We start from the raw sequence: 26,428 nt of genomic DNA, 5'->3' as shown, positions 1-26,428 counted from the left end.
ATTGTAGATGGAGAATAGTATAGAATTCAACATGATACAATAATGATATTTTCTTGATATTTTAAAGATATTAGCAGCATGATAATATGATAGTATGGAAAAATTATATTAAGTATCTACTTATATAAGTGTACTTGAAATAATTAATATAAATATTATATTGGAGGTGATAAAAATGACATGATTAAAAAGTATTAAAGAGCTCACATATTACTGAAGTAAATCAAATAAAACTAAAAAGTTTTCAGGTATGCCCTTAGAATGTGATTCTAAGGATTTTTTTATTGGAATTTGTCTTGAAAATACAAAGCAAATAATAAAGACCATATAACTAAAGAGAAATTAAACCTTACTTAAATAGGAGTAATGAATAATTAATTAAATATAGCTACTAAATATGTAAAAGGATTAATGTATTATACCCATCAAGAATTGATATTAAGTAAAGAGGAGAATCATAATGGCTAGACTTGGAAATTTGGATTGTAGTCATTTTAAGAAGATGTCTAAGAGATTTCAAAAAGCTCTTGATGAAAGAGTAATTGAAAGATGGATAAAGGAATTTTTACTTGAAATGGCACTTAGAGCTAAAGAAAAGATTAAGGATAGAACTCCAGTAGATGCTTATCCTAATAAGACTAAAGGAGAGTTAAAGGAAAACTGGAAAATAGGAAATGTAGCTAAACATGGCAATAGTTATATAGTAGAGATATTTAATGATTTAGAATATGCTTCTCATGTGGAGTATGGGTATGTAACTGAAGATGGTAAGGTGTGGGTAGAAGGAAAGTTTATGGCAACTATTTCTATGGAAGAAATAGAAAAAGAGCTGCCTAAGTTTCTAGAGCAAAAACAAGTTCAATTATTAAAACAGATACTTTATGGTAGATCTTAAGGGAGGTGATAGTATATCAACTATAAATGATTTAAGAGTAGGAGTTAACCAAAAGCTGAGTAAAGAGTTTCCTAACATAAATATATATGATGAAGAAGTAAAGCAGGGTTTTGAAGGACCTTGTTTTTTTATTAAAGTTTTAAAATCAGGACAAAGTAAAGAACTTAATATTAGGTATAAAAAAAGTATATATTTTGACGTGAGTTATTTTATTGATAAAGAGGAGATTAATTTAGATTGCTTAGAGGTTGCTAATAAACTCTATGAAGTTCTTGAATATGTACCTGTAGATAAAGATTTATATAGAGCTAGTAATATGGAACATGAAATTATAGATGGAGTATTACACTTTTTTTTACAATTTAATTATAAAGTAGTGAGGGAAGTAGAAGAAGTGACTAAAATGAAAGTGTTAAATAAGGAGGTCGAATTGAAAAATGACTAAAAAAGAAATTAAACAAATTAAATTTAATAAAGAGCAAATTGTTAATTCTAATAAATTTACACAAATAGAAAGAGATATTTTAAAGGCTTTACTTGATGATAAGGAATACTCATTAGAGGAAGCTGAAAATATTATAGATGAATTTAAAAAGAGAGAGGTGAAATAGATGGCTGGAGGAACATGGACATCACAAAATAAAGTAAGACCAGGAGCATATATAAACTTTAAATCTAAAAAGAATGAAATAACATCAATAGGTGAAAGAGGAATTGCAACATTACCTTTAACCCTGCCTTGGGGACCTGAAAAAGAAATCATTACTATACATGCTGATGATGATTTATCAAAAGTATTGGGAATCAATATATCAGATAGTAGTGCTTTATTAATTAGAGAAGTATTTAAGAAAGCTAAGACGCTTTTGCTATATAGACTTAATGAGGGGAGTAAAGCCACTGCAACATTAGAAGGACTAACTATAAATGCTAAGTATAGTGGCACAAAGGGAAATAATATTACTGTAATAATTCAAAATGATATAGATGACACAAGTAAGTTTGAGGTTATGACCACTTTTGAAGGTAACAAAGTTGATAAACAATTAGTTAAAACTATAGATGATTTGAAATCAAATAGTTATGTTGAGTTCAAAGGAACTGGAGAGTTAAAAACTACATCAGGACTACCATTAAAAGGCGGTGAAGATGGAACTGTTACTAATGAAAATTATACTGATTATTTATCAGCCATTGAAGCACATGAGTTTCATACTATAGGAATACCAACCAAGGAATCAGATATAAAAGCTGTAGCTACTGATTTTATAAAGAGACTAAAAGAAGATGGCAGACAAGTACAATTAGTTCTAGAAAATTATGCTGAAGCTGATAGCGAAAATGTTATTAGTGTTAAAAATGGAGTTATCTTAGGGGATGGAACCAAAATAACATCTGATAAGGCAGTTGCATTTGTTACTGGAGCTACAGCAGGAGCAAATGTAAATCAATCTAACACATATCTTCAATATGATGGTGCTATTGATGTAGATATTAAATATACAAATAAGGAAATAGTAGATGCTTTAAATAATGGGGAAATAGTGTTTACTATTAATAATAGAAAGGTAGTCATAGAACAAGATATTAATACTCTTAAAACATTTACTGAAGATAAAGATAAAGACTATAGAAAAAATAGATTGATAAGAACTTTATATGAAATAAATAATGGAATTAAATTATTATGGGAAACTAATTATATTGGTAAAATTGCTAATAGCGTAGATGGTAGAATTCTTTTTAAAAAGGATGTAATTAAATTTTTAGAGCAGCTTCAAGAGATAGATGCCCTTGAAAATGTTGTTCCAGAAGATATTGAAATTGAAAAAGGAAAAGACAAAGACTCTGTGTTAGTAAAGGTTGAAGTACAACCAATAGATAGTATGGAAAAATTATACATGAATGTGGAGGTATGTTAGATGGGATCTTTAAAGCTTAGTGATACTATTAGTGGTGCTGAGGCACGAGCATATATAACTGTAAATGGTAGAAATGAAGAATTATTTTATGCAAAGAAGTTAGAATCAAAAGTTGAAAAACAAAAAACAGAAGGGAAAACCTTAGGGAATAGGGCTACTCAAAATAGGGCGACAGGTTGGAAAGGTACAGGTACTCTTACTGTGTATTATGCAACTTCTCTTTTCAGAGAGTTAATGCTTAGCTATATAAAAGAAGGTAGAGATGTTTACTTTGATATTACTGTAACCAATGAGGATCCAACAAGTAGTTTAGGAGGACAAACAGTAGTATTAAAAAACTGTAATCTTGATGAGGTAAGCATGGCTGCTTTTGATGTAGAAAGTGAAGTTTTAGAAGAAGACATGGCATTCACTTTTGAAGATGTAGATATATTAAACAAATTTAATAAACCAACATTAGGATAATTAGGAGGAAATATAATGAATAAATTTGAAGACTTTTTAATGGATTCCTTTGAAGAAGTGGAAGAAATAGAAAGAGAAATAACTATAGGCGGAAAAAAAAGAAAAATGAGGTTCAAACCTATAGCATCAACTATAGGTGATGAAATAAGAAAAAAATGCAGAAAAGTTAGTTTTGTAAAAGGTCAAAAAGTAATAGAAACAGATAATGATAAATATTTAGCTAAACTTATAATAGAAACTACAACCTACCCAGATTTAAAAAATTCAGAACTTCAATCAGCATGGCAAGTTATGGGTGATGAAGAATTGCTTAAAGCTATGAAAAGTAAGATGAGTGATGGAGAATACTCAGAATGGTCAAGTGTAGTAAGTGAAGTAAATGGATACGATAGAAGCATGCAGGAACTAGTTGAAGAAGCAAAAAACTAATAAATGGGGGGGATGCTGAGGCTAATTATGCACATTATGCCCTCCATAAACTTAAAATTCTTCCAAGCACATTTAAAAATATACCTAGGAATGAAAAAGCTTTTATATATGCTAGTATAGATCTTTATGTAGAAAGTGAAAAAAGATCTTTAAATAAAGCTAAGAAAAAATAGAGTTAAATAATATTATAGTTCTATAAAAACAAATTTTTTAAGTTAAAAGCACTCTTTAGTAGGGGTGCTTTTATTATCTCTAAAGGGAGGTGATATTATGGCAACAGTATCAACTAGCTTAAAAATGTTTGATGAAATGACAAAACCACTTCAACAAATTACCCAAGCTTTAAATTTAACTATCTCAGCTATGGATAGTTTATCAAGCTCATCTAGCAGAGATATAGGAATTACTAATACCTTAAATGCGGCTAGACACAGCACTAATAGGGCTTCGGCGGCATTGCACCAATTAGCAATTTCTCAAAATGAAGCGGCAAATGAACAGGAGAATTTAAATGATTCTATTGATAAAAGTTCAAATTTTATAGAAAAATTAACAGAAAAATTACGGGATAAATTTGAATCCTTTAAAGAAGAGTATCTTACTATTGAAAAAGCTTTTGATTTGACAATAGGTGGTGCTGCAAGATTAGAACAACAAATTAATACTGTTTCTAGTGCTCTAGGTAACAAGGGTGCAGGAAAACAATTTTTTAAAGGACTAACTGATCATGCCAATCAAAGTGCTTATAGTTTAGAAGAATTCACAGGAATAAGCATGGAATTTATGAAAGTAACTAAAGACACAGATAAACTTATGAATTTAAATAAGAGTGCTGAAAAGTTATCTCTTGTTGATCCAACTCAAGGGTTGGAAGGTTCCGCATCTGCAATTAAAGAAGCATTAGCTGGTGACTATGGAGCTTTAATGGATAATTTTGGGTTTGAGGGTGCAGATCAAGAATTTCTTGAGAGTAGTTCAGGTATAGATGATTTCATAAATAAATTTGATGAAATATTAAATGCAAAGGGAGCTACAGAGCAAGCATTAGAAGAAGTTAATAATTCAGCAATAGCACAATTAGACAATTTAAAATCAAATATACAAACCTCTTTTGCAGAAGCCGGCTATGGTGCTTTGCAGATTTTAAAACCTATTTTAAGTACTATTAATGAAGCGTTTCAACAAGGACGATTTCAACCTGTCTTTGATTCCATATCTAATGGATTAATTATTATATCTACCATAGCTAAAGGAGTAGCAGATGCGTTTTGTTGGATAGGTGAAATAGTTTTAAATAATTGGTCTTTTATTGGTCCTTTAATATGGGGCCTAGTAGCAGGTATAATTGCTTATAATGCAGTAATGGGAATAGCGTGGCTTGCAACATTAAAAACTACAATAGTCAAAGGGATACATGCTATTGCATCTGGTATAGAAACGCTTGCAATTATTGCTTTGATAATTGCACAGGACGGATTAAATGCAGCTTTAGCAGCATGTCCTATTACATGGATAATAACTGCTATAGTAGTTGTTATAGCAGTACTAATTGCATGGATGATTCATACCAATGGATTAAAGGCAACATGGCTTATGTTTACAAACGTATTGCTTACTGCATGGGATATGCTTAAAATTAGCGCATATATGACAGTATACGGAATAATGAATATGTGGGATTCTTTATGTATGGCATGTTATCAATTAGCTGTAAGCATTCAAAATGCTTTAGGTGATATGAGAGCTGGTGGACTCATGATACTACAGGACTTCGTTAATGGAGCAATAGATTTAATTAATGATTTAATTAGTCATGTTAATAAAATCCCAGGAGTTTCAATTGATGCTATAAGTAAAGTAACTTTTGGCACTAAAGCTATGGCAGAAAATCAACTAGAAAAATCAGCTAGAAATAAAGCTTTAGATGCTTATAAAGCTGACAAAAATGCGGCAATGAAAAAAAGGCAAGATGATCTAGATAACATGATTAATAAGGCAGATGCTGATTTAGCGAAAAGAAGAGCTGATATAGCAGCTGCTAAGGAGGATCATAAAAACAATCCTAATACTTTTAAAGTAAGTGATATATTAGATAAATTAAAGCCAGATTCATATAAAAATGATACAGCTAATACAATAAAAAATCCATCGGAATTATTAGGTGATGGAAGTGGGCTAGGAAGTCCAGGAGCTAATGGATTAAATAATGCTAATAATCATCTTAAAAATATTGACGATAAAATGGATGTAAGTAATGAGCATTTAGAAATGATGAGAGATTTAGCGGAACAGGAGAGCGTACAAAATTTTGTTACACTAACTCCTACAGTGCAGGTTACAACTGGAGATATTAAAGAAGAGGCAGATATTAATACAATAATCTCTAGAATAGAAACCTACATGGAAAATGAGCTAGTTAATAGTGCAGAGGGGGTATATGCTTAATGTACAAAATGTATCTAGGAATAAATGACGGTGAAGAAGGATTTATTCTTCCAGTACTCCCAGAAAAAATAGAGATAAATGAAGATGGGGACAATGAAACTTTTAATGTTATTAACTTAGGAGAAATTAATACAATAAATAAACCTAAGTTAAGTGAGATAAGTTTTGAAAGTTATTTTCCATTAAATAGAGGACCCTATGTAAGCTCGGAGGAATTATTTTCTCCGAGTTTTTATATTAACAAAATTAGAGCGTGGAGAGATAAGAGACAAAAAATAAGATTTATATTTACTGGCGGGAGTCCTTTAGAGCTGAATGACTTATTTATTATAGAAAGTTTTAAACTAAGTGAAAAAGGTGGAGAAGTTGGAGATATATATTACTCTATAGAATTTAAGAGATATAAGCCTTATGCAGCTAAAAAAGTAGTTATAGTAACTAAACAAAATACTAAAAATAAAACTGCAGCTGTAAAGGCTAAACCGCCAAGGCCAATAGAAAAACCAAAACAAAAAACACATACTGTTGTCAGTGGAGACACATTGTGGCATATTGCTAAAAGGTATCTTGGTGATGGTGCTAGATATCCAGAAATAGCAAAATTAAATAATATCAAAAACCCTAATTTAATATATCCAGGTCAAGTTTTTAAAATTCCATAGGTGGTGGTTAAGTGCAAATTGAATTACTTTTAGATAATAAAAATGGCAATGTATTTGATATATCTGAACTTATTACAGAAGTCTCTTGGAAAACTAAAAGAAAAGGTAATCCTTCTAGTTTAGAATTTAAATTTATAAAGGACAAATCTATATCTATAAATAACGGTGATGTAATAAGTTTTAAGGTAGATAATAACAAAGTTTTCTATGGTTATGTATTTGAGAATGGCGGCAGTAAAGATGTTGAAGTAAAAGTAACAGCTTTTGATCAGATAAGATACCTGCTATTCAATGATAGTTATTTTTTTACTAATAAAAAAGCCAGCCAAATAATAAGTCAAATAGCAAATGATATTGGATTAAAGGTAGGAACTATAGAAGACACAAAGTATGTAATTCCATCTATTTTAGAGAGTGATAAAAAGCTTCTAGATATAATATATAGTTCTTTAGAAAAGACTTTAGTGAATACAAAGCAAACTTATACCTTTTATGATGATTTTGGAGCTCTTTGTTTAAAAAATATAAATAATATGAGGGAAAGAACTGTTATCTCTGATGATAGCAATTTAGGTGATTATGATTGGAAAAATAGTATAGAATCTGATACCTATAATAGAGTGAAGATAGTTAGAGAAAATAAAGAAGAGATGAGAACAGATGTGTTTATTGCACAGGATAGTAAGAATATAGCTAAATGGGGAAGACTTCAATATTATAAAAAAGTAGATGAAAAAATGAATAAGGCACAAATACAAGAAATGGTTAATAATACATTAAAACTTAAGAACAGAGAGTCTAAAACATTAAAATTAAAAGATATTTTAAGCATTGATATTAAGGACGATTTAAAGTTAAGGGCAGGGGCTGGTGTCTATGTGGACATAAAAGAAAAGGGAATTAAACAATACTATTTAATAGAAGAAGCCACACATAAGTTTGAAAAAGGTAATTTAGTTATAGATTTTGATTTAAAGGTGGTGTAGATAATTGGGAATGATAAATATTATAAAAAAAGCCGGAATAGATGCAGTAGGTGCAAGTAATCCAGTTAATATAATTTTTGGTGAGGTACTAAATATAGAGGACTTTAAAATAAAGATAGACCAAAAGCTTATACTACCAAAGGAATTTTTTATTATCCCTGAAAGTTTAACTAAGTATGAAATAGATTTGTCCCATAATCATAATTATACTAATGGTTCAACTTCTAATGCTTTAAATAAAATTGTTATAAGAGAAGGGCTTAAACAAGGTGATAAAGTCTTATTGTTAAGAGTGCAAGGTGGACAACAATACATTATATTAGATAAGGTGGTGTAACAATTGAGTATATTACCACAAGGAGCAGTTATATCCGATGATCTAGAATTAGAAGAAATAATTGAACCTAGTAAAACATACAGAATAGATTTTGAAAAAGGAAGAACTATAGGTTTTTGTGATGGAGTTGAAGCGTTAAAGCAAGCGATATATTTAATATTAAATACAGAAAGATATGAATACTTGATATATTCTTGGAACTATGGAAGTGAGCTTAATGAACTTATAGGGCAGCAAAAGGATATAGCAGAAAGTGAGTTTAAAAGACGAATAACTGAAGCACTATTACAAGATGATAGGATTAACAATATTGATAATTTTATATTTAAATATGATAAAGACTGTGTTCAAGTTGAGTTCACAGTTTTTTCCATTTACGGAGAATTTACTGAAAGTGTGGTGAGATAGTTGTTTGAAGTATATACAGAGGAAACAATTTTAAATAGGATGTTAGAAAGAGTACAAGGAGATTTAGACAAAAGAGAAGGCTCTATTATATACAATGCTTTAGCTCCAGCAGCAATGGAAGTTGCAAGAATGTATTCTGATATGGATAGATTCTTAGAATATACTTTTGCTAGTCCTAATATGCCAGGTGAGTTTTTAGATTTAAGGGTAGCAGAAGAAGGGCTTAAAAGAGGGGCTGCAACTTATGCAATTAAAAAAGGATATTTCTATGACCAAGATAATAATTTAATAGATATTCCTATAGGTAGTAGATTTTCTATAGATGATTTTAATTTTATAACTATAGAGAAGATATCCACAGGAACATATAAAATGAGGTGCGAGTCTATAGGTATAGAAGGCAATTTCATAGCAGGGCAATTAATACCTATAGATTATATAGAGGGTTTATCTACTGCTAATTTAGGAGAAATTATTATCCCAGGACAAGAAATAGAAGACAATGAAAGTCTTTTTAATAGGTACATTGAACATTTAAATGAAAAACCATTTGGCGGTAACGTAGCAGATTACAAAATTAACACTAGAGCCATAGAGGGAATTGGGGCTGTAAAAGTATTCCCTATATGGAATGGTGGAGGAACTGTAAAGATAGTATTTTTAGATAGCAGCTACAACGTTCCTACTAAAGAATTAATTAATTTAGTGCAAACTACTTTAGACCCTGTTCCTAACAATGGGAAAGGTTTAGGTATAGCTCCAGTTGGCCATGTAGTAACGGTTAAGGGAGCAGAAGATATAGAAATAACTATAGATACTAAACTTGTGTTAAGACGGGAAGTTACCATAGGCCAAGTTCAGGAGGATATAGAGGAAGTTATTAAAGATTATCTCTTAAGTCTTAGAAAACAATGGTCTGAGGAAGAAAATACAATAGTTAGAATAAGTCAAATTGAAGCTAGAATTTTAAATGTAGAAGGTGTGGCAGACATACACACCACTAAAGTAAATGGAAAAGAAGAAAATTTAAATCTAGGATTAGATGAAGTCCCTACATTGAAAGAGGTGGTATTAAATGAATAAGTTAATAGAATTTCTACCACCAGAGATTGCAAATATAGAAGAATTTAAAGAAATAATGGAAACAGAAGATAAAGAGTTTGAATTATTAGAAAAAGGACAACAAAGAATTTTAAATGAAAATTTTATAGATACTGCAACAGAATATGGCATCAAGAAATATGAAACTTTATTTAAAATAAGGGTAGATGACTTGAATGAAAGCTTAGACTTTAGAAAATTAAGGATTAAAAATAGAAAATTGGACAAAGTTCCATTTAGTTATAGATTCTTAGACAATAAGCTGAAAAATTTATTTGGAGAAGATAATTTTAAATTAGAATTATTAAATAATGAATATATTTTAAAGGTAGAAATAAATACTTTTGATTGGAATACGTTTAATGAAATAATAGATAACTTTAGATATATAATTCCATGCAATATGGTGTTAAATTCCACATTAGTACAAAAGATTAAATCACCTATTTATTATGCAAGTTGTGTTACAGCAGGAGAAGAAATAACTTTATATCCATATAGCGCTAAAACTTTAGAAACTAAAGCAAAACTTAATGTTGCATTATCTAATAATTCAGATGTGGAAGAAATAACAATACACCCAAGAAGGGAGGCAATATAATGGCAGAACAATTTTATAGTATATTAACATCTATAGGAAAAGCTAAAATAGCTAATGCCAGTGTTTTTGGTACCAAATTGAACTTAACAACTTTAGCATTAGGGGACGGAAGTGGCAAGTATTATAATCCTACGGAAAGCCAAGAAGCACTAGTTAATGAAGTTTGGAGAGGAAATATAGGAGCTATAGCCACAGATAGTGAAAATTCAAATTGGATAGTTATAGAAACAATGATAGCTGGTAATGTAGGGGGATTTTTTATAAGAGAAGTAGGCGTGTTTGATGATGATGGCAGCTTAATAGCCATAGGAAAATACCCAGAAACCTATAAACCTATTGTAAATGATGGAGCAACCAAAGATTTAATAATAAGAATGATATTAGAAGTAGATAATGCTTCAAGTGTAACTTTAAAAATAGACCCAACTACCGTAATTGCAACTAAAAAAGATATTGAAATACTAGATAATAAAATTAAAAATATTAAAATACCAGTAACTAAAGTAAATAATAAACTAGGTGATATCACACTTAAGGCAGAAGACATAAAAGCTAATAATGATAAAACAATAGAAGAAAATTTACAAGAAGTTACGTCGCAAATGGCTGATATGACGTATAAAGTGGCAGATGGAACAGCTACAGCAATAATACTCAATACTCCAACATTAGTAGATGGCTATTCTAAAACCTTTATAGTTTCTGAAAATAATAATGGAACTTCTACAACTATAAATGGTAAACCTTTATATAGACCTAATACTACTACAAGTCCTAATCTAATAGCAGGAAAAGCAGTAACAGTTTGGTATAGCTCGTTAGGCAATTGTTTTTTTATAAATGCTAGTGCAGAGGGAAATGCTTTAGTTGCAAATGTACTAGCAGGAAAAACATTTAGCAACGATAATGATACTGGAATAGTCGGTACTATGCCTAATAGAGGAAGCCTTTCACAAACTTTAACAACTCAAGATGGACAATATAATTTACCAAACGGATATTATAGTGGTGGGTATGTAAAAGCTCAGTTTCCTAATTTAATATCTTCCAATATTAAAAAGGGTATTAATATTGGTGGAGTCGTTGGAAGTTATGGACTGGTTGCAGGAACTGGGAACTGGTTTTCTAGTGTACTGAAAAAAGCAAGCATAAATGATTATGAACTGATAAATGACCAAGCTTACTACAGACATAGAATTAAACTAGGGTTTAGTGGAAGCGTAAGGTTTATATTTGAAATAGAAGGCTACATTACTAATGAGTTTAAATCACTACAAGTTTGGGTGACAATAAAAAGAAACGGTATCTTTTATGACAGGAAAGGCACAACTGTCTATAGAGGACCTTCAGATAGGGCTACGTCAAGCACTGTATACATGGATGTAAATGTAACAGGAAATGATGAAGATACTTATCTTTTAGAAGTGGAGCCCGTAGGTGACAGGTTAGGAACAGTTAATTTTAGCATAGGAGTTAATTTACCAATTATTACAAAAGTATAAGTTTATAGGGAGGAATTATAAAAATGAAAAAATTTTATTATTATGCAAAATTAAATAACAACAATGTATGTATGGAAATTCAATCAAAGGTAGATAGAATACCAAATAATACAGATGTATATATAGAATTACAAGAATATAATGAAACAGTAAGATATAGAAAGTAGCTGGGTAATCAATGGAGTCAAGAAACTTATGAGCCAGCGGCGGATACTGTTTTATAAGACAGAATTAAAGAATTAGAAAAAGAGCTACAGTTAAGCAATAAAGAAAATGAAAGATTAAAAAGTAAAGTAATAGAATTGGAAGTTACTATATTAAAATTAACTTCTACTATTTCAGTATTTCAAGGAAGCAATTAAGAAATAACTTTTACAGTTGATAGCTACCTAGTTAAATTTTATGTAAGAAAGATTAATGTAGGAATAATAATAAAGGAAGAAGTGCCAAGTTTATTTAATTTAAAAGAAGGAGTAAATAAATTCTTATCACAATAGATAATATTTGTGGCATAACTTAAATCTTAGAAAATAACAGTATATCTAGAGAGGAGGCAATATAATGGCAGAACAATTTTATAGCATATTAACATCTATAGGAAAAGCGAAAATAGCTAATGCAAATACTTTTGGAAATAAATTAAATTTAACAACCTTAGTACTAGGTGATGGAAATGGAAAGTACTATAATCCCACAGAAAATCAAGAAGCTATAGTTAATGAAGTTTGGAAAGGAAATGTGAGTTCGATAACCACAGATAGTAAGAATCCAAACTGGATAGTTATAGAAACAATAATTGCTGGTAATATAGGAGGATTTTTTATAAGAGAGGTAGGGATATTTGACGATGAAGGCAGTTTAATTGCTATAGGAAAATACCCAGAAACCTATAAACCAGTTATAAGTGATGGATCAACTAAAGATTTAATAATAAGAATGATATTAGAAGTAAGTAATTCTGCAAATGTAACATTAAAGGTAGATCCAGCTATTATAATGGCAACTAAAAAGGATGTAGAAGTATTAGAAAATAAAATTAAAGATTTAAAAGGAGTCTATGCTGAAGATTTACTTGATGAAACAATTATAATTGAGGGAGAAATGCATCCTTTGATAAAAGATGAATTTGAGAAAGTTGAAACAAAGATAAATGAAAATAAAGAAAATTTAGAGTCGCAAATGGCTGATATTGTAAATAATACAAATTATATAAATAATTCATTAAATAATTTTTCTAAATATATAGGTAATAATTATACAACTGTTTATGTTAATTATGAAAATGGTGATGATAATAACGACGGATTAAGTTCAAAAGCACCATTTAAAACAGTAGATATCATATCAAAATATTATAAAACAGTAGAAATATATATAGAGGGAGATTATCCAAATAATATTATTATATCAAATATGAATGCAATCATTATACGTTCTAAGAATAAATGTAAAGGAATTATAATTGAAAATTGTAAACATGTTAAATTATACTTATCATCTATTGATTATTTACAGTGTTATAATTGTGATGTAGTTTATACAAATGGTTATAGTGGTGGTATTGATGTAACATCATATATAGATGTTTTACCTGGTCCTGATCATAATGGGGGACATGTTATAAAGCATAGTCTTTCATTTTATAATTGTTCAGTTTTTCTACATTACATGAATTTCAAAAATTTAGAAACTGATTATTTTATAGGTGCTAGTCAAAGTTTAATACGTGCCCATAAATGTACTTCAGATAGTAATTCTAATAAAAGTGCTTATTATTGTGAAGATTCTAAAATTTATGAATGGGATAGTAACCTTGTGGGCAAAACCTCCAAAGCATATAAAACTACTATGTTATATGGAAATGAGGTATAGGTGAAATGATAAAGTTAAAAATAAATAATAATTATTATAGAGATAACAATAATAATATACTCCAATTTAATAAGGTAATAAAAATAAATAATTCAATAATATGTTTTTTAGGTGGAAGAGAGTATAGCAGATTTGATGGAATTAATGATTTTTCTATGTTTAAATTAGAAGGTGGGGAATTTACGTTAGAAAAAACTAAGGAAGAAATTTTGGAAGAAAAAGTCAAATTACTTACAGAGAATTTAGCACAGGAAAAAATTAATAATATGAAAAAAGATGCTTTATCTGTAAATTTAACTAAAGAAGTTGCAATTTTAAAAATAGAAGTTATGAATTTAAAAAAAGGTGGTAATGAATAATGAGTTTTTGGAAAATGGCTTATGATATAGGTGCGATAGGAATAGACTTATTAAGTCAAGTGGTTAAATGTGAAAAAAATCCTTTCGGAGAAATTACTGCAGATGAATTTAAAAAAATTTGTAATGAAGATTTTGCTAAACAATAGATAATTTTTGCGACATAATTAAAATAATTTAAAGGTAAGATATTAGGGCATATAGCCTTTTTATTTTGTCTATTTTTAAAATAAGAGGTGATAAATATGCAAGGAAAAATAAAGGTATTAAAGGATGTAGATAAAAGCAATATATTACCCATGACACATGCAAAAGCTGTGTACGTAGATGAAGAAAATACATTAGATAAAACACTTAATAATATAGAGTCACATATGGAACAACAAAGAAAAAACTATAATGAGTTAAAAGAGCTAATTGAAGATAATAAATTAATTCCAGGAGTTCAATATGTTCTTACAGATTACAGAACTAAATATATTCAACCTACAACAGAAGTGCTAAAAGAAATGGGTGTAGAGGAATTAGTTTTAACAGCAAGTAGCAAGAATACGTTTGAACCTATTGTTTTTAGTACGAAATACCCTTCTGATACCATTTGGTATGACTTTGATAATAACGTATGTGAAGATAAAGCAACTTCAAGAAAAGGGTTTATATTAAGAAGATATGACCCTATTAGCAAAAATGATGCTCCGCAAGATTGGCGTACAATGTTATGGGCAAGGTATAAACCTGACCCAAAATATTACACACGTACTGAAATAACAACTGGAAGACCTAGTTATCATCAATGGAATACTGGTGACCCTGTAGTAATGGGTGTTGTTTATAAAGCAGACAATAAACTGTGGATAGCTAAAAACACAAACGTTCCAACGAGTCCTATAGACCAAAATGTTTTTTATGAGGTATACCCTGATTTGGATACACCATTATTATTAAATGAAAAAACTAAAATAGCAAAAAATATTGAATTAAATCTTGGCGAGTTAGTAGAAATGCCTACATTCGGAACTGGATGTCATAGTAATATTATCGAAACTAATAATGCTCCACTATTGCATAACAATGTATTCATTGAAGATTCTTATGGAAATTCACTTTTAAATGGTTGTTCTAGGAATACATTTCATTTTAGGTCATATCGTAATACGCTTGGCGTTACATGTTATGGCAATATTTTTACAAATGCATATAATAATACTCTTAATTGTTATTGTTATGCTAATTATTTAGCATATTCATGCCGATTTAATAGTCTTGGTAGTAACTGTTATGGAAATACTATTATTGGCAGTTGTTTTGGAGATAGTTTCGGAAATGGATGTTACAACAATAATCTTGTTTATGGTTGTTTTAATAATAGTTTTGGCAATGGTTGTCATGACAATAGTTTTAGTACTAATTGTTATTCTAATAGCCTTGGTAATAGTTGTAGTAACAATAGTTTTGGTAATAGTTGCACTGAAAATAGCTTTGAGAATGGTTGCACTAATAATGTTTTTGGTTATAATTGTAGTGAAAATAGCTTTGGGAGTTCCTGTACTCATAATAAAACTGGAGATAGTTTTCAATATAATACTATTCAAAATCATTGTGTTACTAATACTTTTGGTGATTATTGTAGATATAATGTTTTATTTAATTATGTTTATCAAAACACTTTTGGCAATTACAACGAATTCATTAGAGTTGAAAGAATGAATAGTAAAGATATATCAAATATAAGTGACTTACGAGCTAAGTCACAACCAACGACTATTACGCTTAATGCGAATAATAGGGTTATATATTCGAGGTTAAATGCTTCAAACCAACCAGTATATACAGAAATACCTTAAAGGAGGTCAACGAATGTATAAAATAAAATATTTTATAGAAGAGATAGTTAAAATTATAGAAAATGAAGATGGAATTACCTCTTACGAAAAAGAAGTTAAGGCGCATGAGTACCAATGCAAAGATTCAGAATTTGAATATTGGCTTAATTGCATAAAAGAAGCTTATGGACAACATGGCAACGTAACCCATGAACATGTAGAAGATCAACCTACAAAAGAAGAATTAACAATTAAAACAATAAATAATCTTACAATAGAAAACAAGAAAAAAGATGTTTTGATTGCTAGTTTAGCAGAGCAAATAAACAGTTTAAACATAAAATTAATCCAATTAGGAGGTAGTGGTAATGTTTAATTTTTATAAATTGTTTTATAGTGAAAAATATTTAAATTTAGATGATTTAAAAGAAGCTACAAAGTGGGGTGTTTTAACAGTAGAGGAATTTAAGAGTATTACAGAAATGGATTATATTGCAGAATAAATTAAATTTCAAAGGCAAGATAACGGACCATAAGGTCTTTTTATTTTGCCTATTTTTATAACAAAAGAGGGATGTAATATGGAAAAAGAAAATTTAATAAAAACAATAGTAGCAAGCATAGGAACAGGATTTACATGGTTCTTTGGAGCGTGGGATTTAGCGTTACAGATATTAGTTACTCTAATGGCTTTAGATTATGCAACTGGTTGGATGAGGGCATATTTTAATAAAGAATTATCTAGTAATGCTGGACTTAAAGGTATTGCTAGAAAAGGTGTTATATTTGTAGTGTTAATAGTTGCAGTAAGCTTAGATCGATTATTAAATATTGATAAATGGATATTTAGAACCCTTATTTGTTATTTTTATATAGCAAATGAGGGTTTATCTATTTTAGAAAATTGTGGATCATTAGGATTGCCTATACCAGAAAAAATAAGAGAAGCATTATTACAACTTAAGGAAGGTAATAAAAAGGAAATTAAGAGGGAGGATTAGGAAAATGAAAATAGGTGTAGATTATGGACATACTTTAAAGGGTTATGATACTGGAGCAGTGGGCAATGGACTTAAAGAACAGGATATTACAAGAGAAGTAGGAAAAATAGTTACTTCTAAATTAAGAGCCTTAGGACACACAGTTATAGAATGTGCAATAGATAGTGCAAATAGTGTAAATGAAAGTTTATCCTATAGAGTAAATAAGGCTAATTCTAACAATGTAGATTTATTTATATCCATACATGTAAATGCTGGAGGAGGACAAGGAACAGAAGTATATACCTACAATAATGACATTTTTACAGAAGCACAGAAAACTTTAAATAACATAGTAGCCTTAGGATTTAATAATAGAGGAATTAAGGACGGTAGTAATTTATATGTAATAAGAAATACAAAAGCTAAAGCAATGTTAATAGAGTTATTTTTTATAGATAGTATAGACGTAGAGTTATATAAAAAAGTAGGTGCAGAAAGATTAGCTAATGCAATTGCAGAAGGAATTACAGACAAAGCTATACCTAGTAATAGTAATTGGTATTCCTTAGATGGAAAGATAGGTATTGTTACTGCCAAAGACGGTTTAAATGTAAGACAGAGTAAATCTACTAATAGCAAAATATTAGGTATCTTGAAACATGGAGAAAAAGTAAGATTATACAGAAAAGAAGGGGAGTGGATACACATTTACTATCCTAATCATGGTGGATATGTACATGGTGATTATATAGACATATTTCAGTAAAAAGATAGTTTTTAATTTGAGCCAAGAACTATTGTTTTTTTATATACTTTATTAAATACTATTCACATCTATAAATCTTAAGGGTTTATATTTACTACCGCAAGTTTAATTATGCACTTAAAGTTATTCGTATCGCTCTAATTTTTAAATTCTTCCTCAATTTTTTTTAATTATAAAATCTATCAGCTACCTTTTAATACTTTTTTGTACAAAATGGCTAAAGTTTATTCTAGTAAAAATATCTAGTAAACTTTTTTCCCTATATTATGCCTACATTTGAGCTAAGATTAGCTTGCAGATTCTAACGGAAAGTTATTATTTATTTAAAATATTAAAAGTAAAGCTTAACTTCTGCGACAGAAGTAGAAAAAAACGTCTGTACTATCTAAATCTAGCTCTTCAGCTATTCGTTCAACCAAATCTATAGTTACATTCTTATTATATTTTTTTTTATTTTCAAGCTTGCTAAGGTAAGATTGTGTTATTCTTAACCTTTTAGCAAGATATTTTTGCGACATTCTTTTTGATTTTCTTGCATTTTTTAACATTATCATACCTCGAATTGTTTTATCAATTGGATTTTTGCACAAATTACGACAAAATAAAACCTATAAATTGTGCCTCAAAAGGACTATGTCGAAATATTCCTGTCAGGAATACTTTCACGAGGTATAATTATATTGCATTTAAAGTAGAGTTGGAGGGGAATTTATGAGGGGATTTATATATAAAAACAAAAAATACATAATAAAATTATGTGATTATAATTTTAAATATTATATTACAAAATATAGGGGATACACATTAGTTTATTTTAATAAAACCTTGAATAGTAAAGAAAAATCTAAAATACTTCATAAAATAATAAGAAATTTTATGGTATAATTTTAAAATGCAATGTTAAAAAATATAAGAATGAATTAGAGACCTTGTTTCAATATTTGTAAAAATTTAAATTGTAATATTAAAAGTAGTTTTATTGCTAATTTTATTAAAAAAGATAGTATACTCTATTGTATTTACAACTGTTTATTAATGATATAAAATTAAATGAAGTTACAACTAATAACTGTAGCGGCGAACAGTGTTCGCCATATAAAATTGTGAATTAAGGTATACTAAGGGTGATAAATTAAGAAAGACTTAAATTTATATAGGATTTTGAACAGTTATTTTACATACTTAAATTGAAGTTTAAAATGGAGATGATAATTTTGATAAATGGAAACATTGAAAGTGTAAAAAAATCCATACTTAATAGATTAGATACAATATATGAAATGAAGATACCTAAAGATATGATATTTACAGAAGAGCTTGTAAATCTTTTAAATGAAGTTACTTTAGATTTAGAAAGAGAAATTAGTGTTGCTATAGATAGAAAAGGAAATATAATAGGAGTGGCAATTGGTGATAGTAGTACCGTAGACATACCAATAATAGATGTTAAGGAAGGGAAATTATCAGGAGTTAGAGTAATTCATACTCATCCTAATGGAAATCCTAAATTATCTGGGCTAGACATATCTGCACTAATTAAGTTAAAACTTGATGCTATGGTTGCGATTGGCGTTAATAATAAAGGTAACTTAAAATATCATATAGGATTTTGTGATGTAAACAATAATATTTTAGTTGAAGAAGAATTAGAGTTTAGAACTACAGAAGATGTAATGCAGTTTAAGTTTTTAGATAAGGTTAGGCATATAGAAAGCCTTATCAAAGAAAATGATGTTATTGAGGATAATACAGAGAGGGCAATATTAGTTGGTACAGAAGACGAAGAAAGCTTAGAAGAACTTGGTGAACTTACAAAGGCTTGTGAAGCTATTCCTGTATATTCAATACTTCAAAAGAGAAGCAAAAATAAAATAGATCCTGCTTATTATATAGGTAGAGGTAAAGTAGAAGAGATAGCTTTAGTAAGGCAATCATTAAGAGCTAATGTGGTTATTTTTGATGAAGAGCTATCAGGAGCGCAGGTTAGAAATTTAGAAGGTGCATTAGGTGTAAAAGTTATAGATAGAACTACCCTAATATTAGAGATTTTTGCAAGAAGAGCTAAAACAAAAGAAGGAAAAATTCAAGTTGAGCTTTCACAGTTAAAATATAGACTTTCAAGATTGGGAGGTCTAGGTACAGTACTTTCAAGAACTGGAGGAGGTATAGGTACAAGAGGTCCAGGAGAAAAGAAGCTTGAGACTGATAAAAGACATATAAGAGAAACAATATATGACTTGACTAAAGAGCTTGAAAGAATAAAGCATGTTAGAAATACACAAAGAGAAAAGAGAAATAAAGATAGCATATCTAAGATTTCTCTTGTAGGATATACTAATGCAGGAAAATCAACGCTAAGAAATACTCTTTGCGATATTTACCCATTAAAATCTTCAAATATAAAGGAGAAGGTATTTGAAGCAGATATGTTATTTGCAACACTAGATACTACTACTAGAGGAATATTACTTCCAGATAATAGGGTAGCCACTATAACAGATACAGTAGGATTTATAAGAAAGCTTCCTCATGAATTAGTTGAAGCCTTTAAATCTACCTTAGAAGAGGTTATTTATTCAGATTTGCTATTGCATGTAGTAGATAGTTCTAGTGACAGCGCTGATAAGCAAATTGAAGTTGTTGAAGATGTTTTAAAAGAATTAGATGCTTGTGATAAACCAACTATATTAGTTCTTAATAAAACAGACAAAGCTTTAGAAGAAAAATTACAGGATTTAAGAGAAAAATATAAAAACTATAAAATAATAGAAGTATCTGCAAAAGAAAGAATAAACTTAGAAAAGTTGTTAAATGAAAGTACAGAATTACTTCCTTATAAGTTAAAAGCTTTTAAGGTGCTAATTCCATATGCAGATTCTAGTACCGTCGCATATCTTCATAGAAATGGAAAAGTTGATAGTGAAGAGTATGTAGAAGAAGGAACAGTTATGATGGTTCAAGGTGATGAAGAAGTATACAATAAATGTAAAGATTATATAATTGAAGAATAAGTATATGCCTTCTAAAATAGAATTATAATGAAGAAAGATAATATTTTATATAGCTTATTTTAAAAATCATACATAGATATGTTAGTTCTAAAAATTAATATATGAAAATAGTTGATGTCTTTTAATATTATAATTAAAACTATTGAATTCACAAGTTATGAATGAAAATATTTAATGGCACATATATATTCAGCTATACTTGAATAAAACTGCTAACTGATTTTAAAGTTAGCAGTTTTAGTTTTATAATAAGGCATCTTGTTCATATCTTTAAATTATAACTTTATTTTAGATGCCTAAAGATTTATAAATTGGAAAAATGGAAAAGATAATTCCATAAGGAGGGAGTCAATAGTTAATAAAAATATAGATAAATGTGATTAATTATGTTGATATATACCTAAGGGGTGATATTAATGAAATACATAACTAATTATAAACCAAAAGACTTTTCTGAGTTACTTGGAGTTTCAGTGAAAACATTGCAACGTTGGGATAGAGAAGATATTTTTATGTAGGATATATGGTCTTCAAAAGTGTAAGAAAAAGATAGAGGAGGATGAAGAAATTGCTAATAGCATACAAGGTGGAAATAAAACCAACGTTGGAACAAAAGATGAAAATTAATCAATCAATTGGAATATGCAGATATTTATATAATTTTTATCTTGCCAAAAATAAAGAATTATATCAGCAATTTAAAGATGGTTTATTGGATAAGCAACATTCATTTATGTCAGCTAATGATTTTGATAAATATATCAACAATGAAATTAAAACATTAGAAGAATATCAATGGATTAATAAATGTGGTTCAAAAGCACGAAAGAAAACTATATGTAATGCAGAAACTGCATATAAAAAGTTTTTTAAAGGTGAATCTAAATTTCCAAGGTTTAAAAAGAAGAATAAATCAGATGTTAAATTATATTTTCCTAAAAACAATAAAGGTGACTGGAAAGTATACAGACATAAAATAATGATACCATCATTGAAAAATGTAAGATTAAAAGAATATGGATATATACCAATAAATGCAAATATTAAAAGTGGAACAGTATCTAAGAGTGCTGATAGATATTATGTATCAGTATTAGTGGAAACTGATATTGTAAGTCCAAATATTCCTATAAATGATGGAGTCGGCATTGATTTAGGATTAAAAGACTTTGCAGTTATTTCAAATGGTATTCGTAAAAAGAATATTAATAAAACTGAAAAAGTAAAAAAACTAGAAAAGAGATTAAAACGTGAACAAAGAAAACTTTCAAGGAAATATGAAAGTTTAAAATTAAGAAATAAAGATAAGAAAGGAGATGCTACTAGACAAAATATCCAAAAACAAATAGCTAAAGTACAAAAACTTCATTACAATCTTTCAAATATAAGAACAAATTATATTAATAAAGCAGTATCTGATATAGTGAAACAAAATCCAAGTTTCGTAACTATAGAAGATTTAAATGTTAGTGGAATGATGAAGAATAAGCATTTATCCAAAGCAGTTGCAGAGCAAAAGTTTTTTGAGTTTAGAACTAAATTAACTAACAAGTGTAATTGGATGGGTATTGAATTGAGAATTGTAGATAAATTTTATCCTTCAAGTAAATTATGTCATGAATGCGGCCATATTAAAAAGGATTTAAAACTTTCTGATAGAATCTATAAGTGCGAATGTGGCTATGAAGAGGATAGAGATATAAATGCAAGTTTTAATTTAAGAGATGCTAAAATCTACAAAATAGCATAAATAAGTTATTGTAGATATGTACGGATGGCTAGTTCGGAATTTATGACTATGGAGTGTTATATCAAATGAAAGTAGTTCTATAGAACAAAATCAGACACGTTGAAGTAGTAAAAATCTCGATATGGGTATATTTGTCCATATTTTGAGTAGCAGGGATCATTATGGAATATATTTGTCCACAGTGCAATGAAATAAAGAACTGTAATTATATATGTAGCAAATGCGGAGGAACAATGGAGGATAAAGGAAGAGTACAAGAGTATTATGGTCCTTATAGTGCAGATGCACCTATTGAGGATAATGGAAATAGTTGTACTCATGTTTTTCTATGTAATAAGTGCAATTTTATGGAGAGAAATAATATAAAAAAGGTTATTATATAATTTTTCCATGAACTTTCCTAACTTATATATTATAATTAAATATAAGGCATATTTAAAAATAACTAATCAATATGTTTTTTATTTTTATCATATTGTATAATTACAATTTCAAGAGAGCTATATTCTAAGAGAAATAGTTTCATTGTCCAATGCAAAATATAAGATTTATTTTTTGATTAGTTATTTTCTTTTACATGTCAAATATTTTATTTCTCAGTTTAAGGTATTGAAGATGAGGTGAGAAAATTATTGAATAATGGTTTAGTGAAGTTTGATTGGAATTTTGCTGAAAAGTATAGTGACGAAGAAATATCTTATTTCTTACATTTAGAAGGTAAATCCATAGAAACTATAAGTATTATTAGAAATTTGCAAAAAGCTGAAGTGCAGAAGCATATAATAGCATGTAAAATAAAATATAGGTATGTAGTTAAAAGCCAAAATATAGAAGAGCTTTTTAAGACTTTATCAAAGGTAGGAAAATCAGAAAGAATATATATATTAAATAGTCTAGATGTGGTTAATAAAACAAAACTCATAGATTATATATTAAAAAATCATTTAGAAGTATCGTTAAAAGAAAAAGAGTTTGGAATATGGGTACTAGGTGAACTTAGAGCTTCTCAATCAGTAGATTTTTTAATAAAGTCTACAGTACATAAATTTGTTAATATTAGAAGATTGTCTGTATCAGCTTTAGGCAAAATAGGAGATTCAAAAGGGGAGATGGCACTTTTAAGAGCACTTCAAGATGAAAATAATCAAGTAGTAAGCTATGCTATAAAATCTTTACAGAAAATAAAAAGTGAAAAAGCCATAGAAAAAATAGAGGAAATTTATAAAATTAATGACAGACCTTATATAAAAAAAGCCTGTGAAGAGTTTCTAAACAGTTTTAAAGATACAAAAGATAGTATTGGTTAAATTCATTATATTTTATGAGGAGGGATAAGGGATGAGCTATTTTACTATCAAAGATGAAGCAAGTGCAGAATTTGAAGAAAGAAAATCTGTCTTTATAGGATATGCTAAAAGAGTTAAAACTGAAGAAGAAGCTAAAGAATTTGTAGCAAAGATAAAAGCCATGCATAAGCAAGCTACTCATAATTGCTCAGCTTATATAGTAGGAGAAAATAAAGGAATTCAAAGATATAGTGATGATGGTGAGCCTCAAGGTACAGCAGGCATTCCAATATTAGAAGTTATAAAGAAAAATGATTTAACAGATATAGCAGTAGTAGTTACTAGATATTTTGGAGGTATACTTTTAGGGGCTGGTGGTCTTGTTAGGGCTTATTCCAAAGGTGCATCTGAAGCTATTAAAGTTGGGGGAATAGTCGAGAAAGTCAAGGGACTTGAGATAAAGGTAAAACTAGACTATGACCTATTAGGAAAAATTCAGTATATTTGTGGTAAGAATCAATGGCATATAGAAGATACTATGTATACAGATAAAGTTGAGATTATAATGTATTGTGAAAGTAAAAATTATGACACTATACATGGGAGTTTTGTAGAGGCTACTAATGGAAAAGTAATAATTTCTGAAGAAGAAGAGGAATATTATTTTAAAATGGAAAATAGACTTTTTAAAGAGGTGATATAGGGTATTTGAAAGAAGATAGATCACTGTGTTATAATGTTTAAGGAGTATTTTAAAGTTAGGCATTTTCAAAAAAATAATAGACCAGTATATTAGTCTATTTTCCATTATACTGCGTTGTCAGAACCCACCCATAGTGCTACTATGAGTACTATGAGCGGAACCTGACGCCTTGTCTAATATGAGGCATATTCAAAAAAATAACTAGTCAGTATGTTCATCTATTTTGTATCATACTGCGTCGTCAGAACTCCATGATATCTAGACTATCATGAAAACCTGTGAACTTGTCTGATGCAAAATATATTTCACATCTTTAACTAGTTATTTTATTTCATATGCCTAAAATATACTAACATCTTTGGTTTACTATTTTCTTTCACATGCCTTATACAATGCAAAAACATTATTTAGGCATCTTCATAACTAGTATACTGACCAGTAATTTTATTTTAGATGCCTTACATATAAAGTTAGGAGAGTGGAACTAAATGTCAGGACATTCAAAATGGCATAATATACAAGCTAAAAAGGGAAAAGTAGATGCTAAAAGAGGTAAAATATTTACTAAAATAGGTAAAGAGTTAATGGTAGCTGCTAAAAATGGCGGTGCAAATCCAGAAACAAACAATAAGCTAAGAGATGTAATTGCTAAAGCAAAGGCTGCTAATATGCCATCAGATACAATAACTAGAGCAATTAAAAAAGCAGCAGGAGAACTTGAAGGAGTTAGCTACGAAGAAATTACGTACGAAGGATATGGTGCAGCTGGAGTTGCAGTTATTGTTGAAACACTAACAGATAACAAAAATAGAACTGCAGGAAATGTAAGACATGCCTTTTCAAAACATGGTGGAAATATGGGTTCAACAGGTTGTGTGAGCTTCATGTTCCAAAAGAAAGGTGAAATTGTTATAGAAAAAAACGATGACCTTGATGAAGATGAATTAATGATGATGGCTCTAGAAGCAGGAGCAGAAGATTTTGCTTCTGAAGATGAAGTTTATGTAGTAACTACTACACCAGAAGATTTTGGAGCAGTAAGGGAATCTCTTGAAGAAAACGGAGTAGAGTTCTTAGAAGCAGAAGTTAAATTAGTTGCTGACACTAACTCAGAAGTAGATATGGAAACAGCAGGTAAAATACAAAAAATGCTAGATGCACTAGAAGATGACGATGACGTTCAAAACGTATATCATAATGCAGAATTCCCAGAAGGATTTGAAGAGTAAAGCAATATCAATGCTTTAGACGATATGATTGATTAAGAAACATGATGATATACGTTTTTTAATCATTTTGTGATGAAATATAACACTTTTAAATGTATGTATAAAAAATGCATTTGGAGGTGTTTTATTTTTATGGAATTAAATGACGTTTTAAAAGAATTTATATTTGACTGTGAGGTAAAGAATTATTCTGAAAAAACAATAAAAGGTTATAGAAATAATAATATTTTGTTTTTTAATTATTTAAATAAAGAATTTAACATTACAGAATTAGAAAGTATAAAATCCATGCACATTAAGAAATATTTTAAATTTTTGATGCAAAAAAGGTGCAAACCTACATATGCGAATGCTGTTTTAAAAACTGTTAGAGCATTTTTAAAATACTGCATGGAAGAAGAATATCTAGAAGAAAACCCATGTCTAAAAGTAGGTTGGCAAAAAGAAGGTAAAGTTATTATGAATACTTTTACAGATACAGAAATAGTAAATATGTTAGAGGCATATAAATTCACTACGTATTTGGAAGCTAGAAACAAAATGTTAATAGCTTTTTTGATAGATACAGGAGCAAGAAATAATGAAACTTGTACCTTATTAAAAGATGATATTAAAGATAAGACTGCAATGCTTAGAGGTAAAGGAAATAAAGAAAGACAGGTTAGCGTAAGTCCTTTATTAAAAAAATATATGATGAGACTGAGAAAATGTATAATACAAAATGATTATTTATCAGAGATAAAGATTATTTTAGTAGTATATTAAATGATTTAAAATCTAATAGATAATATTAATACGAGCTTAAAACACCTAATTTTAAATAGGTGTTTTTTGTTTAAAAGTTTAAAAAGTAGGTGATTATTATTCCTATAAATAATTTAAAACTTGATAAAGAA

The 26,428-nt window shown here is 28.9% G+C and carries 32 protein-coding genes and 1 pseudogene; 32 read left to right on the top strand and 1 reads right to left on the bottom strand.

Annotated features, from left to right (window positions below):
- Window positions 1-460: 460 nt before the first annotated feature.
- The 23 genes from ACY1IQ_RS01725 to ACY1IQ_RS01615 all read left to right on the top strand — a co-directional run bounded on the left by ACY1IQ_RS01725 (window position 461) and on the right by ACY1IQ_RS01615 (window position 17,553).
- A complete protein-coding gene (locus tag ACY1IQ_RS01725) occupies window positions 461-895 on the top strand; it encodes an HK97 gp10 family phage protein (RefSeq protein ID WP_461612318.1) in 435 nt (144 codons plus the stop codon).
- Complete coding sequence (locus ACY1IQ_RS01720) at window positions 882-1,340, top strand: phage tail terminator family protein (protein WP_461612317.1); 459 nt, start codon at window positions 882-884, stop codon at window positions 1,338-1,340. Before ACY1IQ_RS01725 ends, ACY1IQ_RS01720 begins: the two co-directional genes overlap by 14 nt.
- On the top strand, window positions 1,333-1,506 hold the full coding sequence (locus ACY1IQ_RS01715) for a hypothetical protein (RefSeq protein ID WP_461612316.1): 174 nt from the start codon (window positions 1,333-1,335) through the stop codon (window positions 1,504-1,506). The genes ACY1IQ_RS01720 and ACY1IQ_RS01715 overlap by 8 nt, the downstream gene beginning before the upstream one ends.
- A complete protein-coding gene (locus tag ACY1IQ_RS01710; protein ID WP_461612315.1) occupies window positions 1,507-2,817 on the top strand; it encodes a phage tail sheath family protein in 1,311 nt (436 codons plus the stop codon). It begins immediately after the preceding gene.
- Window positions 2,818-3,282: a phage tail tube protein gene (locus ACY1IQ_RS01705; RefSeq protein WP_039631259.1), complete on the top strand. Its 465-nt coding sequence runs from the start codon at window positions 2,818-2,820 to the stop codon at window positions 3,280-3,282. It begins immediately after the preceding gene.
- A gap of 15 nt (window positions 3,283-3,297) precedes the next feature.
- Complete coding sequence (locus ACY1IQ_RS01700) at window positions 3,298-3,711, top strand: phage tail assembly chaperone (protein WP_454053417.1); 414 nt, start codon at window positions 3,298-3,300, stop codon at window positions 3,709-3,711.
- A 270-nt stretch (window positions 3,712-3,981) separates the two neighbouring features.
- A complete protein-coding gene (locus ACY1IQ_RS01695; protein WP_461612314.1) occupies window positions 3,982-6,156 on the top strand; it encodes a hypothetical protein in 2,175 nt (724 codons plus the stop codon).
- Window positions 6,156-6,818, top strand: a complete 663-nt coding sequence (locus tag ACY1IQ_RS01690; protein WP_461612313.1) for a LysM peptidoglycan-binding domain-containing protein — start codon at window positions 6,156-6,158, stop codon at window positions 6,816-6,818. The genes ACY1IQ_RS01695 and ACY1IQ_RS01690 overlap by 1 nt, the downstream gene beginning before the upstream one ends.
- Window positions 6,819-6,829: 11 nt before the next feature.
- Entirely contained in the window at window positions 6,830-7,804 is a 975-nt protein-coding gene (locus tag ACY1IQ_RS01685; RefSeq protein WP_461612312.1) for an XkdQ/YqbQ family protein, read from the top strand.
- Window positions 7,805-7,808: 4 nt separating this feature from the next.
- The gene (locus tag ACY1IQ_RS01680) at window positions 7,809-8,141 is read left to right on the top strand and encodes a DUF2577 domain-containing protein (RefSeq protein ID WP_461612311.1); all 333 of its coding nucleotides are present in this window, start codon (window positions 7,809-7,811) and stop codon (window positions 8,139-8,141) included.
- A gap of 3 nt (window positions 8,142-8,144) precedes the next feature.
- Window positions 8,145-8,549 carry a DUF2634 domain-containing protein gene (locus tag ACY1IQ_RS01675; RefSeq protein WP_461612310.1) on the top strand — a complete coding sequence of 135 codons (405 nt, stop codon included), beginning with the start codon at window positions 8,145-8,147 and terminating at the stop codon, window positions 8,547-8,549.
- Window positions 8,550-9,632, top strand: coding sequence for a baseplate J/gp47 family protein (locus tag ACY1IQ_RS01670; protein WP_461612309.1), 1,083 nt, complete (start codon window positions 8,550-8,552; stop codon window positions 9,630-9,632).
- Window positions 9,625-10,251, top strand: coding sequence for a putative phage tail protein (locus tag ACY1IQ_RS01665; protein ID WP_461612308.1), 627 nt, complete (start codon window positions 9,625-9,627; stop codon window positions 10,249-10,251). Before ACY1IQ_RS01670 ends, ACY1IQ_RS01665 begins: the two co-directional genes overlap by 8 nt.
- Window positions 10,251-11,753 (top strand): phage tail protein, encoded by a 1,503-nt coding sequence (locus tag ACY1IQ_RS01660; protein WP_461612307.1) that lies wholly within the window; start codon window positions 10,251-10,253, stop codon window positions 11,751-11,753. The genes ACY1IQ_RS01665 and ACY1IQ_RS01660 overlap by 1 nt, the downstream gene beginning before the upstream one ends.
- Window positions 11,754-11,776: 23 nt before the next feature.
- The gene (locus ACY1IQ_RS01655; RefSeq protein ID WP_461612306.1) at window positions 11,777-11,920 is read left to right on the top strand and encodes a hypothetical protein; all 144 of its coding nucleotides are present in this window, start codon (window positions 11,777-11,779) and stop codon (window positions 11,918-11,920) included.
- A gap of 394 nt (window positions 11,921-12,314) precedes the next feature.
- A complete protein-coding gene (locus tag ACY1IQ_RS01650; protein WP_461612305.1) occupies window positions 12,315-13,625 on the top strand; it encodes a phage tail protein in 1,311 nt (436 codons plus the stop codon).
- A gap of 5 nt (window positions 13,626-13,630) precedes the next feature.
- Window positions 13,631-13,984 carry a hypothetical protein gene (locus ACY1IQ_RS01645; RefSeq protein WP_461612304.1) on the top strand — a complete coding sequence of 118 codons (354 nt, stop codon included), beginning with the start codon at window positions 13,631-13,633 and terminating at the stop codon, window positions 13,982-13,984.
- Window positions 13,984-14,130 (top strand): XkdX family protein, encoded by a 147-nt coding sequence (locus ACY1IQ_RS01640; RefSeq protein WP_461612303.1) that lies wholly within the window; start codon window positions 13,984-13,986, stop codon window positions 14,128-14,130. The genes ACY1IQ_RS01645 and ACY1IQ_RS01640 overlap by 1 nt, the downstream gene beginning before the upstream one ends.
- Before the next feature lie 96 nt (window positions 14,131-14,226).
- Window positions 14,227-15,825: a hypothetical protein gene (locus tag ACY1IQ_RS01635; protein WP_461612302.1), complete on the top strand. Its 1,599-nt coding sequence runs from the start codon at window positions 14,227-14,229 to the stop codon at window positions 15,823-15,825.
- A 13-nt stretch (window positions 15,826-15,838) separates the two neighbouring features.
- Entirely contained in the window at window positions 15,839-16,180 is a 342-nt protein-coding gene (locus ACY1IQ_RS01630) for a hypothetical protein (protein ID WP_461612301.1), read from the top strand.
- The gene (locus tag ACY1IQ_RS01625) at window positions 16,173-16,307 is read left to right on the top strand and encodes an XkdX family protein (RefSeq protein ID WP_461612300.1); all 135 of its coding nucleotides are present in this window, start codon (window positions 16,173-16,175) and stop codon (window positions 16,305-16,307) included. Before ACY1IQ_RS01630 ends, ACY1IQ_RS01625 begins: the two co-directional genes overlap by 8 nt.
- A gap of 78 nt (window positions 16,308-16,385) precedes the next feature.
- A complete protein-coding gene (locus ACY1IQ_RS01620; RefSeq protein ID WP_461612299.1) occupies window positions 16,386-16,805 on the top strand; it encodes a phage holin family protein in 420 nt (139 codons plus the stop codon).
- A 4-nt stretch (window positions 16,806-16,809) separates the two neighbouring features.
- Window positions 16,810-17,553 (top strand): N-acetylmuramoyl-L-alanine amidase, encoded by a 744-nt coding sequence (locus ACY1IQ_RS01615; RefSeq protein ID WP_461612298.1) that lies wholly within the window; start codon window positions 16,810-16,812, stop codon window positions 17,551-17,553.
- 344 nt (window positions 17,554-17,897) lie between these two features.
- On the opposite strand, the gene ACY1IQ_RS01610 is transcribed toward ACY1IQ_RS01615, so the two are convergent.
- Entirely contained in the window at window positions 17,898-18,101 is a 204-nt protein-coding gene (locus tag ACY1IQ_RS01610; protein ID WP_461612297.1) for a helix-turn-helix domain-containing protein, read from the bottom strand.
- Window positions 18,102-18,264: 163 nt separating this feature from the next.
- Between ACY1IQ_RS01610 and ACY1IQ_RS01605 the strand changes: the two genes are divergently transcribed.
- The 9 genes and pseudogenes from ACY1IQ_RS01605 to ACY1IQ_RS01565 all read left to right on the top strand — a co-directional run bounded on the left by ACY1IQ_RS01605 (window position 18,265) and on the right by ACY1IQ_RS01565 (window position 26,297).
- Window positions 18,265-18,438, top strand: coding sequence for a hypothetical protein (locus tag ACY1IQ_RS01605; protein WP_461612296.1), 174 nt, complete (start codon window positions 18,265-18,267; stop codon window positions 18,436-18,438).
- A gap of 329 nt (window positions 18,439-18,767) precedes the next feature.
- Complete coding sequence (hflX, locus tag ACY1IQ_RS01600) at window positions 18,768-20,564, top strand: GTPase HflX (RefSeq protein WP_461612295.1); 1,797 nt, start codon at window positions 18,768-18,770, stop codon at window positions 20,562-20,564.
- Window positions 20,565-20,989: 425 nt separating this feature from the next.
- Window positions 20,990-21,067 (top strand): annotated as a pseudogene (locus ACY1IQ_RS01595) (MerR family transcriptional regulator); the annotation flags it as partial.
- Window positions 21,068-21,123: 56 nt separating this feature from the next.
- Window positions 21,124-22,314, top strand: a complete 1,191-nt coding sequence (locus ACY1IQ_RS01590; protein WP_461612294.1) for an RNA-guided endonuclease InsQ/TnpB family protein — start codon at window positions 21,124-21,126, stop codon at window positions 22,312-22,314.
- Window positions 22,315-22,475: 161 nt separating this feature from the next.
- Window positions 22,476-22,697, top strand: coding sequence for a hypothetical protein (locus ACY1IQ_RS01585; RefSeq protein ID WP_461612293.1), 222 nt, complete (start codon window positions 22,476-22,478; stop codon window positions 22,695-22,697).
- Between the two features lie 249 nt (window positions 22,698-22,946).
- Entirely contained in the window at window positions 22,947-23,621 is a 675-nt protein-coding gene (locus ACY1IQ_RS01580; protein WP_461612354.1) for a HEAT repeat domain-containing protein, read from the top strand.
- A gap of 31 nt (window positions 23,622-23,652) precedes the next feature.
- Window positions 23,653-24,303 (top strand): YigZ family protein, encoded by a 651-nt coding sequence (locus tag ACY1IQ_RS01575; RefSeq protein ID WP_461612292.1) that lies wholly within the window; start codon window positions 23,653-23,655, stop codon window positions 24,301-24,303.
- A gap of 488 nt (window positions 24,304-24,791) precedes the next feature.
- A complete protein-coding gene (locus ACY1IQ_RS01570; RefSeq protein WP_461612291.1) occupies window positions 24,792-25,532 on the top strand; it encodes a YebC/PmpR family DNA-binding transcriptional regulator in 741 nt (246 codons plus the stop codon).
- 132 nt (window positions 25,533-25,664) lie between these two features.
- The gene (locus ACY1IQ_RS01565) at window positions 25,665-26,297 is read left to right on the top strand and encodes a tyrosine-type recombinase/integrase (protein WP_461612290.1); all 633 of its coding nucleotides are present in this window, start codon (window positions 25,665-25,667) and stop codon (window positions 26,295-26,297) included.
- Window positions 26,298-26,428 lie beyond the last annotated feature (131 nt).

The organism is Clostridium sp. Marseille-QA1073, assembly GCF_054863625.1.
Note: the sequence above shows the minus strand (reverse complement) of the source record. Positions and strands in the feature narration are given on the sequence as shown.